Raw genomic sequence first — 16,039 nt, 5'->3', positions numbered from 1 at the left:
GGGACGAACCCCTCTCCCTCGCGTGAGTGGCTCACGCATGTCCCCGGCATGCCGCGACCGTCCTTGTCCCCTACGGAAGGCTTTCCGTGTCCCGCTCCGTCATCCGCCGCATCGCCGCTTCCAAGAAGACCCTCGCGGGTTCCGTCGTCGCCCTGGGTGTCGCCGGTTCCATGCTCGCCACGGTTCCCGCCCAGGCGGCCCCGACGAGCGCCAAGGCGATCGCCCAGCAGATGATCAAGGACCCGGCGCAGTTCGCGGCCTTCGACAAGATCGTCTCCCATGAGAGCGGCTGGAACCACACCGCCACGAACGCCTCCTCGGGTGCGTACGGCCTGGTCCAGGCCCTGCCGGCGTCGAAGATGGCCTCCGCCGGTGCCGACTGGAAGACCAACCCGGCCACGCAGATCAAGTGGGGTCTGGACTACATGAACTCCCGCTACGGCTCCCCGGTCCAGGCCTGGAACTTCTGGCAGGCCAACCACTGGTACTAAGCCGGTGGCACCGCGCCGAAGGGCGCCCCACGCAGACTTGGTTCACGCGAACACGCGCCACGCGACCCGCGACCCGCGACCCGCGACCCGCGACCCGCGACCACGTGAACACACGAAGGCCCCGGTGGCCGGCCTCCCCAGGTCCGGCCCCGGGGCCTTCGCCTTCCCATCCCACAGGGGTTCGTGCGGCGCCGGAGGCGCCGTCCGCGGCGCGGCCTCAGAGCCGCTGGATGATCGTTCCGGTGGCCTGCGCCCCGCCCGCGCACATCGTGATCAGGGCGAATTCCCTGTCGCGGCGTTCCAGCTCGTGCAGCGCGGTGGTGATCAGGCGGGCGCCGGTCGCGCCGACGGGGTGGCCGAGGGCGATGCCGCCGCCGTTGACGTTGACCTTCTCCAGGTCCTGTTCGAAGACCTGGGCCCAGCTGAGCACGACGGAGGCGAAGGCCTCGTTGATCTCGACGAGGTCGATGTCCTTGAGGGACATCCCGGCCTTGCCGAGCACGGCCCGCGTCGCGTCGATCGGGCCGTCCAGGTGGTAGTGCGGGTCGGCGCCGACCAGGGCCTGGGCGACGATCCGGGCACGCGGCCTGAGCCGCAGGGCGCGGGCCATCCGCCGGGAGGCCCACATCACGGCCGCGGCGCCGTCCGATATCTGCGAGGAGTTCCCGGCGGTGTGCACGGCGGTCGGCATGACCGGTTTCAGCCCGGCCAGGGCCTCCATGCTGGTGTCGCGCAGGCCCTCGTCGCGGTGGACCAGGCGCCACATGCCCTGACCCCCCGCCTGCTCCTCCTCGGTGGTGGGGACCTGGACGGCGAAGGTCTCGCGCTTGAACCGCTCCTCGGCCCAGGCGGTGGCCGCCCGCTGCTGGGAGAGCAGCCCGAGCCGGTCGACGTCCTCGCGGCCGAGGCCGCGGCGGCGGGCGATCCGTTCGGCCGCCTCGAACTGGTTGGGCAGGTCGACGTTCCACTCGTCCGGGAAGGGCTTGCCCGGGCCGTGCTTGGATCCGGACCCCAGCGGCACCCGGCTCATGGCCTCGACGCCGCAGGCGATGCCGATGTCCATGACACCGCCGGAGATCATGTTGGCGACCATGTGGTTGGCCTGCTGGGAGCTGCCGCACTGGCAGTCCACGGTGGTCGCACCCGTCTCGTACGGCAGGCCCATGGCGAGCCAGGCGGTCCGGGCGGGGTTCATCGACTGCTCGCCGGCGTGGGTGACGGTGCCGCCGACGATCTGCTCGACGCAGTCCGGCTGGATGCCCGTACGGGCGAGGAGCTCGCGGTACGTCTCGCCGAGCAGGTAGGCGGGGTGGAGGTTGGCGAGTGTGCCCCCGCGCTTGCCGATGGGCGTGCGTACGGCTTCGACGATGACGGGTTCCGCGGCCATGAGCTCGTCCTCTCCTGCGCAGTGCCGGCGCGGCGGGCCGTCCCGGCGCCCCGCCTGAACTAGTACGCGTTCTAGTTCTCCTCGCAGTCTTATGACCCCCGGGCCCTGCACGCAAGGGTCTTGCACCCGGCCTCCACGGATTCCCCACGCAACAGTTGGCGCGCTAGCCCTTGTGACTTCTAGAACTCGTTACTACGTTTCAGCCACTTCCACTTCCTGATGGGCCGTCAGACTTGGAGTTGCCCCGATGACCTGTCCCGCGCTGCCCGAGGGCTTCGACGCCACCGACCCCGACCTCCTCCAGGACCGCGTCCCGCTCCCCGAGTTCGCACGGCTCCGGCAGACCGCCCCCGTGTGGTGGTGCGCGCAGCCGCGCGGCATCACCGGATTCGACGACGAGGGCTACTGGGCCGTGACCCGGCACGCGGACGTCAAGTACGTCTCGACGCACCCGGAGTTGTTCTCCTCCACCCTCAACACGGCCATCATCCGCTTCAACCCGCACATCCCGCGGGCGCAGATCGAGGCCCAGCGCCTGATCATGCTGAACATGGACCCGCCGGAGCACACCCGCGTACGCCAGATCGTGCAGCGCGGCTTCACCCCGCGGGCGATCCGGAACCTGGAGGGCGCCCTGCGCGAACGGGCGCGGAACATAGTGGCTCAGGCCCGCACCGGGGCGACGGACACCGCCGCCAGCGGGAGCGGCGGCAGCCAGGACGGCAACAGCGGCGACGGCGGCAACAGCAACAGCAACAGCAACAGCAACAGCGGCGACGGCACCTTCGACTTCGTCACGCGCGTCGCGTGCGAGCTCCCGCTCCAGGCCATCGCCGAGCTGATCGGCGTACCGCAGGAGGACCGGCTGCGCATCTTCGACTGGTCCAACAAGATGATCGCGTACGACGACCCCGAGTACGCCATCACCGAGGCGGTCGGGGCAGAGGCCGCCATGGAGCTCATCGGCTACGCGATGAACATGTCCGCGGCCCGCAAGGAGTGCCCGGCCAAGGACATCGTCACCCAGCTCGTGGCGGCCGAGGGGCAGGGCAACCTGAGCTCCGACGAGTTCGGGTTCTTCGTCCTCCTGCTGGCGGTCGCGGGCAACGAGACCACGCGCAACGCCATCAGCCACGGCATGCACGCGTTCCTGACCCATCCCGAGCAGTGGGAGCTGTACAAGGCGGCCCGGCCGGCGACCGCCGCCGAGGAGATCGTGCGCTGGGCCACCCCCGTGGTGTCCTTCCAGCGGACCGCCACCCAGGACACCGAGTTGGGCGGCCAGAAGATCAAGGCGGGCGACCGGGTCGGGCTGTTCTACTCCTCCGCCAACCACGACCCCGAGGTCTTCGAGAACCCGGACGACTTCGACATCACCCGCGACCCGAACCCGCACCTGGGCTTCGGAGGCGGCGGGCCGCACTTCTGCCTGGGCAAGTCCCTGGCCGTCCTGGAGATAGAGCTGATCTTCAACGCGCTCGCCGACGCCCTGCCCGACCTGCGGCTCGCCGGCGAGCCGCGGCGCCTGCGTGCGGCCTGGCTGAACGGCATCAAGGAGCTCCGGGTCAGCCACGCCTGAGCGGATGTGACAGGACCGGTCCGGGACGGCAGGGGCGGCCTCCTCCCACGCCCGGTCCCTGCCGTTCCCCGGGGGTGCGGCTTCCGCGGCCCGTTCAGGGAGTTCGCCCGATTCCGCGATATTGGGCGCGCTCGACCGGCTTCAACCCGATTCAGCATGATTCGGCGCGAGTCGGGCCGAGTCGGACTGAGTAGACCCGTATCCACCCCCGTCCTCCGGTGTTCTCCGGTGTTCTCCGAGTGTTTTCGTGTTCTCCGTGTTCCCGGAGGGGTTGCACAGAGTGAGGCGACGATCGCGACAAGCTGCGGTAACGGCCCGTCATCGATGCCGTCCGAAGGATTGTCGCGGCGGCGCCGACGCCGTCAGACTGCGCGGATGAACCTCCAGGACAGCGGTATCAACGAGAGCGTGGAGGCGCGCTGGCAGCGTCTGCCGACGACGTGGCGGCTGATGCTCGACCGGGGTGATTCCCAGGCCGCGGCCACGGGGCGGGGCGTCCTCGCACTGATCGAGGCCGCCTCCGCACAACCGGAGCTGCGGCGCCTGTACCCGTTCACCAGCCGCTGCGTACTGCGGTTCGGCACCGGCACCGGCCTGCCGACCGAGACGGACACACCGGCCGTCGAACCGCTGCACGACGGCCGGTTCCGCGTTCTGAACCCCAGCCTCACGCGCGTCATCGGCGAGGCCGATACGGCGGAGGCGGCAGTCGCCCTGCTCCTCGCGCAGTTGCGGGCGGCGCCGGACCAGTGAGCCCGGGCGTCTGACCCCCGCCCGAGTGGCGGGTGTGCCGGCGCGGGCGGATCCTGGCAGAACGCGGCGATCCACCGAAGGGGCGCCGGAGCGGTCGTGCCCGGCGCCCCTACGGCCAGCTCCCGCGACCGGACAGACGCACAGACGGACAGACGGACAGACGGCCGGCCCGTCAGCAGGGGAGCCCGCACCCCGGATGCGCGCGCGGAACACCCGGTCCACCACCGCGGCACAGCCGTTCGGGAACCGAACCCGCGCCCACGCGCCCACGCGCTTACGAGCCGGCGGTTGAACCCGACGACACCCGCGCAACGACCTCCCCCGGGACACCGCGAGTAGCGGGAGCACCGGGCCCATCGCCTCCGGCACCCCGCTGCCCCGGCAGCGTGACCTCCAGCCGGCGCGGCCCGGACAGCGCGTGCACCAGCCCGAACCCGGCGGCGACGACGACGGCTCCGCCGACCGCGTCGAGCACCCAGTGGTTGGCGGTGGCGACGATCGCGCACACCGTGATGAGCGGGTGCAGCGCCCCGAGGAGCTTCTGCCAGGCCTTCGGCGCCAGCACGATGATGACGACCCCGCACCACAGCGACCAGCCGAAGTGCAGCGAGGGCATCGCCGCGTACTGGTTGGAGATCGCGGTCATCGCCCCGTACTGGGGGTTGGCCAGGTCCTGCGGGCCGTGCACGGTGTCGATGAAGCCGAGGCCGGGCATGAGGCGCGGCGGCGCGAGCGGGTAGAGCCAGAAGCCGGCGAGCGCGAGGACGGTGGCCAGGCCCAGGGAGGCGCGCGCCCAGCGGTAGTCGCCGGGCCGGCGCCAGTACAGGACGCCGAGGATGGTCAGCGGGACCACGAAGTGGAACGACGTGTAGTAGAAGTTGAAGGACTTCTCCAGCCAGGCCGTGTGCACCACGGCCTGGTTGACGGCGTGTTCGACGTCGATGCCGAGGGCGCGCTCGATGCGGAGGACCTCGCGGCCGTGCTCCTCGGCGCGGCTACGGCCGGCGGGGGCGGCGGCGCGGATGTGCGAGTAGATCGAGTATCCGACGCGTATGAGGAGCAGTTCCAGCAGCAGGTTGGGCCGCGACAGCACGCGCCGCCAGAACGGCAGCAGCGGCACGGCCCGCCACCGGGCGGCGGCCGGCTGCGCGTACGCGGTCGGAACGGGTTCGCGCCAGTACGGGGAGGAGCGCGGCAGGAACGGCACCGCGCAGGCCGCGGCCAGCGCCGTCAGCAGCAGCACGTTGTCCCGTACGGGGGCCAGCACCGCGATGTTGGGCAGCAGGACGGAGCTGGGCAGGGTCGCGGCGAGGACCACGGCGACGGGCCACACGCGCCGGTCGGCGGCGCGGCTGCCGACCTTGCCCGCCACCGTGAGCAGCACCCACAGCAGCTGGTGGCGCCAGCCGGTCGGGGTCACGGCGACGGCCACGCACCCGGTGACGGCGACGGCGAGGAGCAACTGCCCGTCGCGGGCGTGGTGGACGGCGCGCCGCAGCCCGGTCCAGGCGATGGCGGCGGCGAGGGCCGCGTAGAGCAGGATCTCGGCGGGGCCGGTCAGGCCGAGGCGCAGCAGGGCGCCGTGCACGGACTGGTTGGCGAGGGCGTCGGGGGTGCCGCCGAGGCCGGTGCCGGCGAGGTGGTGCACCCAGTACGTCCACGAGTCGCCGGGCAGGGCCGCCCAGGCGAGGGCGCTCGCGCCGGCGAAGGTGACGGCGGCGGCCCGGGCGGCGGTGCGGCGGCCGGTGCGCCACTGCAGCGGCGCGAAGAGCAGCAGGGCGGGCTGTAGGGCGGCGGCGAGGCCGAGGAGGAAGCCCGCGGGGCGTTCGCCGGGGACGCGGAACACGGCCAGCAGCACCAGCAGCACGGGCAGGACCGGCAGGACGGCGGTCTGGCCGGGCCCGGCGGCCTCCCGGACGGGCAGTGAGACCAGCATCAGGCCGACCAGGGCGGGCGCGGCGAGCAGCGCGGTGCGCCGCGGCACGGGGTCGGGCAGGCCGCGCGCGGCGACGAGCCCGACCGCGGCGACGCACAGCAGGGTCGCGCAGGTCCAGGCCAGCTCCAGCGAGGACGCGGGCGCGGTCGCGGTGAGATCGAGGAGCGGCTTCAGGACGAGCCCGGCGAAGGGGGTCCCGGAGAACTGCCCGGCGTCGTACAGCGAGCCGGGCAGGGCGCCGGGAAGGTGCAGGTCGGCGAGCCATTCGCCGGGCGGCACCCGCAGCACGACCGCGGCCTGCCTGACAGCGAGGACCCCGACGAGCGCCCACAGGAGCAGACGCGCGGCCGCGAGCCGGGTGCTGCCACCGCTTCCGTCGGGCCCGCCTATGACTCCGGCATGTCCGTTCGCACCGCTGTGCTCCGCCGCGTTCGCCACGCCTCGCCGGCCTCCCGCCTGATGAACGCAACCCTGACTTCGCCCGGCTGCCGCGTTGAATTACCCGGACCGACGATATCCCCCGCCGGATCCCTAGGATGGCGGTCATGAGCATCGTGAAGATCAACGTTCTGACCGTGCCCGCCGAGCAGCGGGAAGTGCTGGAGCAGCGGTTCGCCTCGCGGGCGGGCACCGTGGAGGGTTCTGACGGGTTCGAGTGGTTCGAACTGCTGCGTCCGGTGGAGGGCACCGACCAGTACCTGGTCTACACGCGGTGGAGGTCCGAGGAGGACTTCCAGGCGTGGATGGAGGGCCCCATGAAGGCGGCGCACCAGGGCGGGTCCGGTGGCGGCCAGGCAGGGGCCGGGGAGCGGCCGAAGCCGGCGGCGTCGGCGTCGACGGTGTGGTCGTTCGAGGTCGTGCAGCAGGCGGGGCCGAAGGCCGGGGCCTGACCCGCGGGGCCCGGGTAAGCGCAGGGCCGGCGCAGGCAGTGCGGGCAGCGCGGGCAGCGCGGGCAGGAGGCGGGGAGGCCGTCAGCTCCAGAAGGCGTCCTCCTCGTCGATGTCCTGCGTGCACTCGTCGATGTCGCTGATCTTTCCGCCGACGATCGTGAAGAAGAGGCCCTGCTGGACCTCCAGTCCGCGGTCGCCCCGGTCACCGCGGAAGGTGTGCAGGGCGATGCCGTGTCCGCGCCCGTCCACCAACACGGAGTGCAGTTCGACCTCCATGGTGCCGCCGGTCTCCTCGGCGAGCCGGCGGTAGAGGCCGAGGACGGCTTCCCGGCCCTTGTGGTGGCCTGACAGCGGGTTGCTGCCGGGCATGTGGTGGATGACGTCGGCCGTCATCAGCGAGCCCAGGGTGTCCATGTCGCCCTTACCGAAGGCCTCGTAGCCGCGGCGGATCAGGGCAGCGTCAGGGTGTTGGGACATGGCGGTCACGCCCTCCGTCGGTACGATTTAACCCTTTTCCCATCATCGGCCCGCCCCTGTGGATATTCCACGCGACGGAACTCGGCGCGATTCCACAATGGCTCCATGAACATCAACTTCGACACCGAAGCCGCCACCGCCACCGCCACTACCACGGGCACCGCCACTGCCACCGGCACCTGGACCGTCACCGCCGAACACGTCGACACGCCCGACGCCACCGCGCTGCGGCGCGCGTACTACGCGGAAGTCGTCGGCCGCTACTGGAAGCGGCCCGCGACCGAGGCCGAGGTGGACGAGGGGCTGCGGGACGACCCGGCCGACGGGTTGGTCCCGCCGACGGGCCGGTTCGTCGTCGGTCGGCTGGACGGCGCGCCCCTGTCCTGCGGCGGCATACGGATGCTGGACCCCGTCACCGCCGAACTGACCCGGGTGTACGTGGACCCGCGCGCCCGCGGCACCGGCGGCGGCGCTGCGCTGCTCGCCGCGCTGGAGGACGGGGCCCGGGCCCTGGGCGCCGAGCGCGTCCGCCTGGACACGCGATCGGACCTGGTGGAGGCCCGCGCCCTGTACGCGCGGAACGGGTACGCGGAGATACCGGCGTACAACTCGGCCCCGTACGCGGAGCACTGGTTCGAGAAGGGCCTGGCCTGAGTGCGTGCCGTGCCGTGCGGTGCCGTGCCGGTCAGTGGGCGGAATGGTCGCGGCGCGGGGGCGCGTCGTACGGTTCCTCGGCGTCGGAGCCGCAGAGCTCGGCGTTGATGTCCTTGACCAGTTCCGCCAGGTCGGTCGGGCGGTCGGGACTCCACCAGTCGCCGAGCAGCGTGGCGAGGGACTCCTCGCGGGCCTGCGCCAGCTTCGCCGCGTACGCGCGTCCGCGGTCGGTCAGGACCAGCGGCAGCCCGTCCCGTACGACGAGCCCGCGCTCCTCGATCTGGCGGGTGGCCTCGGTGAGCACCTTCAGCGGGACGGCGGTGCGCTCCGCGAGCAGCGCGGGCTCGACCGACCCGTACCGGTTGATCCGTAGCAGCAGCCAGCTGGAGGCGGGCAGCAGGTCCAGCCCGGCCCGTTCGGTGATCTTCTCGTAGACGTGGCGGCGGCCTTCGCGGGTCCCCAGGACCGACAGTGCGCGGGCGACCTCCTCGTGGGAGGAGCGCTGGACGGGATTGGAGGCGAGCGTCTCGGTCACGTCGGGGGCGGTCACAGAGCCGCGCAGCTTGTCCTCCTTGAGGAACCAGGAGACGGCGAAGGCGACGAGCACGACGGGGACGGCGTAGAGGAAGACGTTCGTGATCGATTCGGAGTAGGCGTCGAGCACGGTGGGCTGCACGTCGGCGGGCAGCGTCGCGACGGCCCGGGGGTCCGCCTCCACCTGTGCGATCGTGCCGGGCGGGATGGTGGACCCGGCGAGGGCCGCGGCGAGGTTCTCGTCGAGCCCGCGGGCGAAGACCGTGCCGAAGATCGCGACGCCGAAGGAGGCGCCGATGGAGCGGAAGAACGTCGCTCCGGAGGTGGCGACGCCGAGGTCCTCGTAGCTGACGGCGTTCTGCACGGCCAGTACGAGGACCTGCATCACCAGGCCGAGCCCGAGGCCGAACACGAAGAAGTACGTGCTCATCTCCCAGCTGCCGCTGGTGCGGTGCAGCTGGTGCAGCAGCAGGAGTCCGATCGCGGTCACCCCGGTGCCGAGGATGGGGAAGACCTTCCAGCGGCCGGTGCGGGTGACGATCTGGCCGGATCCGGTGGAGGCGATGAGCATGCCGAGGACCATCGGCAGCATGTGGACGCCGGACAGGGTCGGCGAGACGCCCTGCACGACCTGCAGGAACGTCGGGAGGTAGACCATCGCGCCGAACATCGCGAACCCGACGATGAAGCTGATCACCGAGCAGAGGGTGAAGGTGCGGATGCGGAAGAGAGCGAGCGGGAGGACGGGTTCTGCGGCCCTGCGCTCCGCGAGGACGAACGCGACGAGCAGAACGGCGCTGAGGACGGCGAGGCCGATGATCCGCGCCGATCCCCAGCCCCAGTTGCTGCCGAGGGAGGCGATGAGGACGAGGCAGGTGGCGACGCATGCGATGAGGAACGTGCCGAGGTAGTCGATGGTGTGCTTCGAGCGGCGCCCCGGGATGTGCAAGGTCGTCGAGATGACGCCGAGTGCGACGAGACCGATGGGGAGGTTGATGTAGAAGACCCAGCGCCAGGACAGCTGGTCGACGAACAGGCCGCCGAGGAGCGGTCCGAGGATGCTGGTCGCGCCGAACACGGCTCCGAAGAGGCCTTGGTACCGGCCGCGTTCGCGGGGCGGGACGATGTCGCCGACGAGTGCCATGGACAGCACGATCAGTCCGCCGCCGCCGAGGCCCTGGAGGGCGCGGAACCCGATCAGCTGGGACATGTCCTGGGCGATGCCGCAGAGGGCGGATCCCACGAGGAAGAGGACGATGGCGCCCTGGAACAGTTTCTTGCGCCCGTACTGGTCGCCGAGCTTGCCCCACAGAGGCGTCGCGGCGGTGGAGGCGAGCAGGTACGCGGTGACGACCCAGGACAGGTGCTCCATTCCGCCCAGATCGCTGACGATCGTCGGCAGGGCGGTGGAGACGATGGTCTGGTCGAGGGCGGCGAGCAGCAGGCCCAGCAGCAGCGCGCCGATGGAGGCGAGGACCTCACGGGAGGCGTGTTCGGCGGCGGGGCTGGACCTTCCCGGACCGGAAACGGGATCCGCGGCGCCCTTGGTGACTTCGCCAGCCATCCTCTCCTCCTCAGGCCGGGGCAACATTTCCATCCTGAGCGGTGTGTCCGGTTATGGCCTCTCGGGCGGGTTGGGCGGCCGTTGGCGGGTCTGCATAATCGCAGGCAATGGCCAGGGAGGGAGTCCAGTGAGCGCTGAGCGCTGTCCAGATTGCGACGCCATGGGCGTCGGCTGCGAGTGCGCGCCGGGAGGACCGGGGGGCGGTTTCGAGCCACTGCGCATCCGTCCCTACGTATCGCTGTCCCATCCCGGCGAGTCGGACCCGCTGACGACACAGCCGACGCAGCAGATACCGCTCGCGCCACCGATGCCGCCGATACCGCCGGCGCAGGCGGTGTACGGCGCGGTGACCGCCACGGCGCACGCCCACGCCCACGCCCACGCCCACGCCCACCCGGACGCTGCGGCGGCGCACGGGGACGCCACCCCTGCGTACGGAACACCCTCGGTCTGGCCGGACACACCGCCGCAGGCGTCCTGGCCTGCCCAGACGGCTCCGCTCCCGGCCCCGCACGACCTGGGCGAACTCGGCACGCTCGGGGGAAGGGGAGGGGGTGGGGGTGGGGCCCCCGGGAAGCGGTCCTCGTCGGGCTCCCGCCGGCGCCGCCTCCCGACGGTCCTCGCCGGTGCCGGGACGGTGGTGGCGGTGGGCACGGCGACCCTGGCGTTCGGCATGCTGCCGCACTCCGCCGACAGCGACACGGTCCTCCTGGACGCGAAGCCGACGGGGCCGGCGGCCAGCGTGGCGCCGACCGATCCGGCGGAGACGGCGACCACCTCGGCGGCTCCGTCCCGCAAGGCGTCTGCCACCGGGTCCGCCAGCCACTCCAGATCGGCGTCGGCGTCGCCCAGCCCTTCCCGTTCCTCGGCGCCCGCATCGCCGCCGAGCCCGTCGTCCGCGCCGCGCCCGGCGAGCAGTTCCCCGCCGGCCCCGAAGGGGCCGACGCTGAGGCACGGCGACAGCGGCCCCGAGGTGGAGAAGCTGCAGCGGCAACTCGCGGCCGAGGGCCTGTACCGGGGCAAGTACACCGGCAAGTACGACGACCGCACCGAGAACGCCGTCGCCTGGTTCCAGTGGGAGAACGACATCAAGGGCGACCCGGAGGGCGTCTACGGCCCGCAGACGCGCAGGGTTCTGGAGGGCCGCGGCTGACGTCCCGACCCCGTGGTGGCGCACACCGCCCCTTGTTTTGTATCGTGTAGGAACAAAGTGGTTCCGTCCGCATTCCCTGACCGGTGGACGGAACCACTTGTTCTCTTCTCCCGCCCCGTCTGGAGTCCCGCCGTGCCGGCCAGCGCCACCCCCTCCCCCGTCGTCCTCACCGCCAGGGCCCTGCTCCTGGACATGGACGGCACGCTGGTCAATTCGGACGCGGTGGTCGAGCGCTGCTGGCGCGAGTGGGCGGTCTCCCACGGGCTGGACCCGGAGGCGGCCCTCAAGGTGGTGCACGGCCGCCAGGGGTACGCCACGATGGCCATCCTCCTGCCGGAGCGCCCGATGGAGGTCAACCACGCCGAGAACGCCGTCATGCTCGCGCGGGAGACCGCCGACACGGAGGGCGTGGTCCCGGTCGGCGGGGCCGCGGCGTTCATGGCGGCGATCGGCGGGCTGCCGCACGCCCTCGTCACCTCCGCCGACGCGACCCTGGCCACGGCCCGGATGACCGCGGCCGGCCTGCCGATGCCCGAGGTGCGGGTCACGGCCGAGTGCGTGGGGGCCAGCAAGCCGGACCCCGAAGGCTTCCTCAAGGGCGCCGCCGAACTGGGCGTCGACCCGGCCGACTGCATCGTCTTCGAGGACTCGGGCGCGGGCATAGCAGCCGGCCACGCCGCCGGAATGCGCGTGATCGGCATCGGCCCCCGCGCCGCCGAGCACGCTCCGACGGCCCACGTCCCCGACCTGACCGCCGTCCGCGTCACCACGACCCCGACCGGCGCGATCCACCTCACCCTCACCCCCGCCGCCTGACGCCCCCGGACGCACCCCGGCGCGCCCGCGCTCCGGGAGCTCCCGGAGCGCTTCAGCCTCCGTCGGACCCGCGGGGCACCCCCGGCCCGCCGGCGCCCCGCACCGCCCGCCCCCTCCCGTCAGCTCAGCCCGCGATCGCCTCGTACAGGGAGAACGCGGCGAGGGCGGCCATGACGGCGGCCGCGACCTTGGTGATCAGGCTCAGCGGCACGTACTTCATCAGGGTGCGTCCGCCCAGGATGCCGATGCCCGCGACCGCCCACAGGGCGAGTACGGCGCCGATGCCGACCGAGACGGGGTTGTCGTACCGGGCGGCCAGGTTGGCGGTCATGATCTGTGTGAGGTCGCCGAACTCCGCGACGAGGATCAGCATGAAACCGGCCCCGGAGACCTTCCAGAAGGACTGGTCGGCGGGCGCCTTGACCTCCTCGTCGTCGTCGCCCTTCTTCAGCAGCAGCATGGCCGCGCCCGCGAGGAAGAGGACGCCGACCACGGCCTGGACGAGCCGGTGCGGGAGCAGGGTGAGGACGCTGCCCGCGGCGATGGCGAGTGCGACGTGCACGGCGAAGGCGGCGGCGACGCCGGCGAAGACGTAGGAGGCGCGGTAGCGGGTGCCGAGCATCAGGCCGGCGAGGGCCGTCTTGTCGGGGAGCTCGGCGAGGAAGACGACGCCGAACGCGATGGCCGTGACGGCAATGCTGAAGTTCGCGCTGAACACGGGATGGGACCTCGATCGGGGGCGGGGCGGGCGCCGCCGGTTCCGAGAGACCTGGGGTGTGTCAGGGGTCGCTTCGGCTCGGCGGCGCCCTGACGGTGTTCACATGCGTACGCCCCTGTACGGACGGTTGCAGGTGGACCTGGACAGGACACTGCGGCCGAAGGTCTCGCTGGCGGACCCCGCACGTGCGGCAGTCTGCCTCCGGGCGCCGGCTGGGTGACCCAGCAGTATGTCGACGGTCCGGCGAAGAGCTACTCCCCTTCTGCTCTGACCAGCATACGGGAGCCCGGGGCGGTCCGGACCAGGACTTTGGTCACTTGCGCGCCCTTCCGACACGCCTTCCACACCTTCGGAACCTCAACTTCCGTTTGTTGCGGGAAAGTTGGGGACCCAAACGTGACGTGCCCATGTCGCACCCCTGTAACCTTGCGCCCGCCGTCACGCAATCCGGCGCCGCCACCCTGGCCGGGCCCCTCCGGGGGCCACCCGGCCGCACACCCCCCGCACCCAGGGAGCATCCCCATGGCCCTTTCGGCCCGCATACCCACCGTCTACGCGCGTCGCCTTGGCGTGCTCGCGTCAACAGTTGCGCTCGCCGCCCTCACCTCCCTCGTGAACGCCCCGGTCGCACAGGCCGCCCCGCCCACCCCCATCAGCGCCTCGGCCGCCCGGGCCTACCTCGCCACCGTCACGCCGCGCGCCGAGGGCTCGACCAGCGGCTACAGCCGCAGCCTGTTCCCGCACTGGAGCACCGTCTCCGGCAGCTGCAACACCCGCGAGACCGTTTTGAAGCGGGACGGCCGCAACGTCGTCACCGACGCCAACTGCGCCTCGGTCAGCGGCAGCTGGTACTCCGAGTACGACGGCGCCACCTGGACCGCGGCGGCCGACCTCGACATCGACCACGTCGTCCCGCTCGCCGAGGCCTGGCGCTCCGGCGCCAACTCCTGGACCACCTCCAAGCGCCAGCAGTTCGCCAACGACCTCACCCGCCCGCAGCTCATCGCGGTCACCGACGTCGTCAACCAGGCCAAGGGCGACCAGGACCCGGCCGAGTGGCTGCCGTCCACCACCTCCTACCGCTGCACCTACGCCCGCATGTGGGTCCACGTGAAGCAGTACTGGGGCCTGAGCATGGACTCCGCCGAGAAGACGGCCTTGGTGAACGTCCTGAACGGCTGCTGAGGCCCCCCTGCGGACCGGCCGCGGGCGCAGCCGCTTCCGGCCGTCTGCCGGCCCTCGCCCGAATTCCCCCACCAGGGGGAGGCCAGGCTCCCCCTCGCCGTCGTACCGTGATCGAAGTTACGGAGGAGGGGGAGTTCCATGGCCACGCTGCGCCTGGGGCCGCTGCTGCGCCACGTCGACTGGAACACGGGCGCTTCGGCCACCATATGGGTCGAGACCGACCGCCCGTGCACGGCCGAGGTGCGCTGCGCCGACGGGGCCGCCGGCCGTGTGCGCACGTTCCAGATAGCCGGGCACCACTACGCGTTGGTGCCGGTGACCGGCCTGGCCCCGGGGACCACGACCTCGTACGAGGTGCTGCTCGACGGGGTGCGCGTCTGGCCACTGCCCGACGGTGCCTTCCCGCCGAGCACGATCAGCACCCCCGCCGCGGCCGATGCCGGTCGCCCCGGCCCCGGCCTGCGGATCACGTTCGGATCCTGCCGGCAGGCCGCCCCTCCGGCCGACCGGCGCGGGCCGCACGGGCCGGATGCGCTCGACACCCTCGCGGCGCAGCTCGCCGCCGCCCCTCAGGATCCGCGCCCCGACGTCCTGCTGCTCCTGGGCGACCAGGTGTACGCGGACCAGCTGTCCCGGGAGACCCGGCGGTGGCTGGCGGCCCGCCGCGACCTGCGGGAGGCGCCCGGCGCGCAGGTCGCTGACTACGAGGAGTACACCCGTCTCTACTACGAGTCCTGGCTGGACCCGGAGATCCGCTGGCTCCTGTCGACCGTCCCCAGCCTCCAGATATTCGACGACCACGACGTGGTGGACGACTGGAACACCAGCGCCGCGTGGCTCGCGGAGATGCGGGCGACGCCGTGGTGGCAGGAGCGGGTGATCAGCGGGCTGATGTCGTACTGGGTGTACCAGCACCTGGGCAATCTCTCGCCCGCCGAGCTCGCTGCCGACGCGCTGTACCAGGAGGTGTGCAAGGACGCGGACGGTACGGACGCGCTGCGCGCCTTCGCCGCCGCGGCGGACGCCGACCCGAGCTCGGTGCGCTGGAGCTACCGGCGTGACTTCGGCCGGTCGCGGCTGCTGATGGTGGACACGCGGGCGGCGCGGGTGCTCGCCGAGGACGGGCGGGCCATGCTCGACCCGGCCGAGCAGGAGTGGCTCAGGGAGAACGCCCTGGCCGGTCACGGGGGGTACGACCACCTGCTGATCGGGTCCTCCCTGCCGTGGCTGATGCCGCCGCTGATCCATGACGCGGAGGTGTGGAACGCCGCGCTGTGCCGCGGTGAGCGCGGGCCCCGCTGGGCGCGGATCGGCGAGGACCTGCGGCGGCGCAGCGATCTGGAGCACTGGGCGGCGTTCCCGGCCTCGTTCAAGGCGCTCAGTGATCTGATCGAGGAGGTGGGGACGGGGCCGCGGGCGCCGGCGACGGTGGCGGTGCTGTCGGGGGACGTGCACCACGCGTACGTGGCCGAGCCCCGAATACCGAGCACGGCGCGGCTGTTCCAGCTGACGTGCTCGCCGGTGCACAACTCGATCCCGGCGGTGGTGCGGTGGGGGTTCCGGCTGGGTTGGTCGCGGCTCGGCCGCTGGCTGGGGCGCGGTCTGTCGCGGCACGGGAGGACGGGCCGTCCTCCGCTGAGCTGGCGGCGTACGGGCGGCCCCTGGTTCGGGAACCAGCTGATGACTCTGTCGCTGTCGGGGCGGGTGGCGCGGCTGCGGCTGGAGCAGGCGCGCCGGACGGGCGGAAAGCGGCGGCGTGGCGGCCGGGTGGGCGCGGGCGCCCGGCTGGTGACGGTCCTGGACCGCCGGCTGACGCCGGAGCCCTGAGCGCGGGGAGGGGCGGACGCGGGCCGACGGGCCCCTGCGGCTGACGCGCGGCGCGGCGGGGGCGCCCCCGGCCGT

At 72.3% G+C, this 16,039-nt stretch carries 14 protein-coding genes; 9 read left to right on the top strand and 5 right to left on the bottom strand.

Features of this window, described 5'->3' with window-relative positions; genetic code table 11:
* Window positions 1-86 precede the first annotated feature (86 nt).
* The gene (locus tag ACSHWO_RS23555; RefSeq protein ID WP_361083557.1) at window positions 87-491 is read left to right on the top strand and encodes a transglycosylase SLT domain-containing protein; all 405 of its coding nucleotides are present in this window, start codon (window positions 87-89) and stop codon (window positions 489-491) included.
* A 217-nt stretch (window positions 492-708) separates the two neighbouring features.
* On the opposite strand, the gene ACSHWO_RS23550 is transcribed toward ACSHWO_RS23555, so the two are convergent.
* Window positions 709-1,878 (bottom strand): steroid 3-ketoacyl-CoA thiolase, encoded by a 1,170-nt coding sequence (locus ACSHWO_RS23550; RefSeq protein ID WP_438314591.1) that lies wholly within the window; start codon window positions 1,876-1,878, stop codon window positions 709-711.
* A 247-nt stretch (window positions 1,879-2,125) separates the two neighbouring features.
* On the opposite strand from ACSHWO_RS23550, the gene ACSHWO_RS23545 reads away from it, so the two are divergent.
* Window positions 2,126-3,457 carry a cytochrome P450 gene (locus tag ACSHWO_RS23545; RefSeq protein ID WP_438314588.1) on the top strand — a complete coding sequence of 444 codons (1,332 nt, stop codon included), beginning with the start codon at window positions 2,126-2,128 and terminating at the stop codon, window positions 3,455-3,457.
* A 375-nt stretch (window positions 3,458-3,832) separates the two neighbouring features.
* Entirely contained in the window at window positions 3,833-4,210 is a 378-nt protein-coding gene (locus ACSHWO_RS23540) for a DUF6193 family natural product biosynthesis protein (RefSeq protein ID WP_361083565.1), read from the top strand.
* Between the two features lie 274 nt (window positions 4,211-4,484).
* Here ACSHWO_RS23540 and ACSHWO_RS23535 read toward each other — a convergent pair whose 3' ends face one another.
* Entirely contained in the window at window positions 4,485-6,584 is a 2,100-nt protein-coding gene (locus tag ACSHWO_RS23535; RefSeq protein WP_438314585.1) for a phosphatase PAP2 family protein, read from the bottom strand.
* Between the two features lie 107 nt (window positions 6,585-6,691).
* On the opposite strand from ACSHWO_RS23535, the gene ACSHWO_RS23530 reads away from it, so the two are divergent.
* Complete coding sequence (locus tag ACSHWO_RS23530) at window positions 6,692-7,036, top strand: antibiotic biosynthesis monooxygenase family protein (RefSeq protein ID WP_361083568.1); 345 nt, start codon at window positions 6,692-6,694, stop codon at window positions 7,034-7,036.
* A gap of 81 nt (window positions 7,037-7,117) precedes the next feature.
* Here ACSHWO_RS23530 and ACSHWO_RS23525 read toward each other — a convergent pair whose 3' ends face one another.
* Window positions 7,118-7,513, bottom strand: coding sequence for a nuclear transport factor 2 family protein (locus ACSHWO_RS23525; RefSeq protein WP_385849649.1), 396 nt, complete (start codon window positions 7,511-7,513; stop codon window positions 7,118-7,120).
* 105 nt (window positions 7,514-7,618) lie between these two features.
* On the opposite strand from ACSHWO_RS23525, the gene ACSHWO_RS23520 reads away from it, so the two are divergent.
* Window positions 7,619-8,167: a GNAT family N-acetyltransferase gene (locus ACSHWO_RS23520; RefSeq protein WP_438314580.1), complete on the top strand. Its 549-nt coding sequence runs from the start codon at window positions 7,619-7,621 to the stop codon at window positions 8,165-8,167.
* A gap of 31 nt (window positions 8,168-8,198) precedes the next feature.
* Here the strand turns inward: ACSHWO_RS23520 and ACSHWO_RS23515 are convergent, their stop codons facing one another.
* Window positions 8,199-10,265 (bottom strand): MFS transporter, encoded by a 2,067-nt coding sequence (locus tag ACSHWO_RS23515; protein ID WP_438314577.1) that lies wholly within the window; start codon window positions 10,263-10,265, stop codon window positions 8,199-8,201.
* A gap of 307 nt (window positions 10,266-10,572) precedes the next feature.
* Between ACSHWO_RS23515 and ACSHWO_RS23510 the strand changes: the two genes are divergently transcribed.
* Window positions 10,573-11,418, top strand: coding sequence for a peptidoglycan-binding domain-containing protein (locus ACSHWO_RS23510; protein ID WP_438314574.1), 846 nt, complete (start codon window positions 10,573-10,575; stop codon window positions 11,416-11,418).
* 132 nt (window positions 11,419-11,550) lie between these two features.
* The gene (locus tag ACSHWO_RS23505) at window positions 11,551-12,234 is read left to right on the top strand and encodes an HAD-IA family hydrolase (protein ID WP_438314571.1); all 684 of its coding nucleotides are present in this window, start codon (window positions 11,551-11,553) and stop codon (window positions 12,232-12,234) included.
* Between the two features lie 124 nt (window positions 12,235-12,358).
* Here ACSHWO_RS23505 and ACSHWO_RS23500 read toward each other — a convergent pair whose 3' ends face one another.
* Window positions 12,359-12,952, bottom strand: a complete 594-nt coding sequence (locus ACSHWO_RS23500; protein ID WP_438314568.1) for a TMEM165/GDT1 family protein — start codon at window positions 12,950-12,952, stop codon at window positions 12,359-12,361.
* Between the two features lie 540 nt (window positions 12,953-13,492).
* Between ACSHWO_RS23500 and ACSHWO_RS23495 the strand changes: the two genes are divergently transcribed.
* Window positions 13,493-14,137, top strand: coding sequence for an HNH endonuclease family protein (locus ACSHWO_RS23495; RefSeq protein ID WP_438319253.1), 645 nt, complete (start codon window positions 13,493-13,495; stop codon window positions 14,135-14,137).
* A gap of 138 nt (window positions 14,138-14,275) precedes the next feature.
* Window positions 14,276-15,964: an alkaline phosphatase D family protein gene (locus ACSHWO_RS23490; protein ID WP_438314565.1), complete on the top strand. Its 1,689-nt coding sequence runs from the start codon at window positions 14,276-14,278 to the stop codon at window positions 15,962-15,964.
* Window positions 15,965-16,039 lie beyond the last annotated feature (75 nt).

The organism is Streptomyces pallidus (ex Mingjun et al. 2026) (assembly GCF_051550185.1).
GTDB lineage: Bacteria > Actinomycetota > Actinomycetes > Streptomycetales > Streptomycetaceae > Streptomyces.
This window is presented reverse-complemented; position numbering and strand designations above follow the sequence as displayed.

Excerpts from the sequence above, each read along its gene's own strand:
- ACSHWO_RS23530 (WP_361083568.1), top strand. The coding sequence starts at position 6,692 with ATGAGCATCGTGAAGATCAACGTTCTGACCGTGCCCGCCGAGCAGCGG.
- ACSHWO_RS23520 (WP_438314580.1), top strand. The coding sequence starts at position 7,619 with ATGAACATCAACTTCGACACCGAAGCCGCCACCGCCACCGCCACTACC.
- ACSHWO_RS23525 (WP_385849649.1), bottom strand. The coding sequence starts at position 7,513 with ATGTCCCAACACCCTGACGCTGCCCTGATCCGCCGCGGCTACGAGGCC.
- ACSHWO_RS23540 (WP_361083565.1), top strand. The coding sequence starts at position 3,833 with ATGAACCTCCAGGACAGCGGTATCAACGAGAGCGTGGAGGCGCGCTGG.
- ACSHWO_RS23490 (WP_438314565.1), top strand. The coding sequence starts at position 14,276 with ATGGCCACGCTGCGCCTGGGGCCGCTGCTGCGCCACGTCGACTGGAAC.
- ACSHWO_RS23515 (WP_438314577.1), bottom strand. The coding sequence starts at position 10,265 with ATGGCTGGCGAAGTCACCAAGGGCGCCGCGGATCCCGTTTCCGGTCCG.
- ACSHWO_RS23510 (WP_438314574.1), top strand. The coding sequence starts at position 10,573 with ATGCCGCCGATACCGCCGGCGCAGGCGGTGTACGGCGCGGTGACCGCC.
- ACSHWO_RS23545 (WP_438314588.1), top strand. The coding sequence starts at position 2,126 with ATGACCTGTCCCGCGCTGCCCGAGGGCTTCGACGCCACCGACCCCGAC.
- ACSHWO_RS23550 (WP_438314591.1), bottom strand. The coding sequence starts at position 1,878 with ATGGCCGCGGAACCCGTCATCGTCGAAGCCGTACGCACGCCCATCGGC.